Source organism: Rhizobacter sp. P2_H2 (assembly GCF_056403375.1).
Window position 1 is genome coordinate 1 of record NZ_JBFUFP010001150.1, and the last position, 1,653, is coordinate 1,653.

Sequence of the window (1,653 nt, forward strand, 5' to 3'; positions counted from 1 at the left end):
GCCGGGTTCCTTCCACCACGCCCTGCGTCGAGCGTTCCATGGCCGCCGCAGCATCCTGGGTGTCGGTCTGAATGGTCTTCACCAGGGCCGCAATCTGCCGCGTGGCGTCGCCGGAACGTTCTGCCAGCCGTTGCACTTCTTCCGCAACCACCGAGAAGCCTCGACCCGCTTCACCGGCCGATGCGGCCTGGATGGCGGCGTTCAGTGCCAGCACGTTGGTCTGTTCGGTAATGTCGGAAATCAGTTCGGTGATTTCGCCAATCTCCTGCGACGACTCGCCCAGCCGCTTGATCCGCTTGGAGGTTTCCTGGATCTGGTCACGGATCGAGTTCATGCCGCCGATCGTGTTCTGCACCGCGGTCAGGCCGGTCTCGGCAGCCTGCAGCGATTGACGCGCCACCTGGGCCGTCTGCTGCGCCTGGCTCGACACGTCGTTGATTCGGCCGGCCATCTGCAGCACCGACTCGCCGGTTTCGCGAATCTCGCGCAGCTGTTCGTCGGACGCGGCCAGCAGTTCGGTCGACGTGGCTTCCACCTGCTGCGTCGTTTCGGTCACCCGACCCACCGTGCCCTGCACCTGCGACACCAGCGTGCGCAGCTCTTCCACCGTGTAGTTCACCGAGTCGGCGATGGCGCCCGTGATGTCTTCCGTCACGGTGGCCTGCTGCGTCAGGTCGCCTTCAGCAACCGTCTGCAGTTCGTTCATCAATCGCAGAATGGCCGCCTGGTTCGCGTCGTTGACGCGCTTGGCTTCCTGTTCCTGGCGTTCGGCTTCGAGCCGCTGGTTTTCGGCGAGCGCGGCACGTTGCGCCTGGTCTCGCACATACAGCTGCAGGAAGCCCGCGCCGCCGAGGGCCAGCACGACGGCCGACAGCACCAGCAGGCCCAGGTTCACGACGTTGAAGCCGGTGACGGTGGACAGGCGGTCCTGCACCGTTTCCAGGCCCTTGCGCAGCGGTTCGCTGTCGCCAATGATCGCGGACTGCGCTTCACGGGCCGACACCAGGCCCTGCAGGTTGCCCAGAATCGAGCTGGCCTGGGTCCGCGTCTCTTCGTATTGCTTCAGCAGCGCGGTCAGGCGCTCCTTGGTCTGCGGGTCCTTGGTGCCCGGCAGGCGCAGTTCGGCGTTGCCGTTCGACAGGCCGTCGGCGATTTCGCGGAACGAGTTCAGGTCCTTGCCCAGCAGGAACACGGCCTCGGGGCTCACGCCTTCCATGGTCAGGAATTCGTTGGCCGACTTGCCGATGCGCTGCGTCAGCATCACGAGCTGGCCGACCGCCGACAGCTCGGCCGGCGAGGCTTCCTGCTGCAGCTTCAGCGACGACACCGTCTCGGCGATTTCCAGCAGGTCGGACGACTGGCGGTTGATCGCGCGCAGCGCCTGGCCGACCTGCGTCAGGATCTTCTGCTGTGCCAGCACGGTGTTCGCGTTCTTCTCGGCGCGGTCGATCAGCGGCAGCAGCGGCTCCAGCGTGTCCTGCACGACGCCCGGCGCCGCATCGACGTTCTGGTCGCCCTTGGCCAGGCCGCGCACGTTGCGCGCCAGCACCTCGGTACTTTCCTTCACCTCGGGGAAGGCCTGCGCACTGCCGATCAGGGCCTGCGACACCGACTTCGCCAGACGCTGCGACTGCATCAGCGCCTGACCGGAGT

Annotated in this window: 1 protein-coding gene; it reads right to left on the reverse strand. The window is 66.2% G+C overall.

Annotation, left to right across the window (positions count from 1 at the left end; genetic code table 11):
• On the reverse strand, positions 1-1,653 hold a 1,653-nt coding region (locus AC1D15_RS31030; protein ID WP_477829059.1), incomplete at both ends, for a methyl-accepting chemotaxis protein.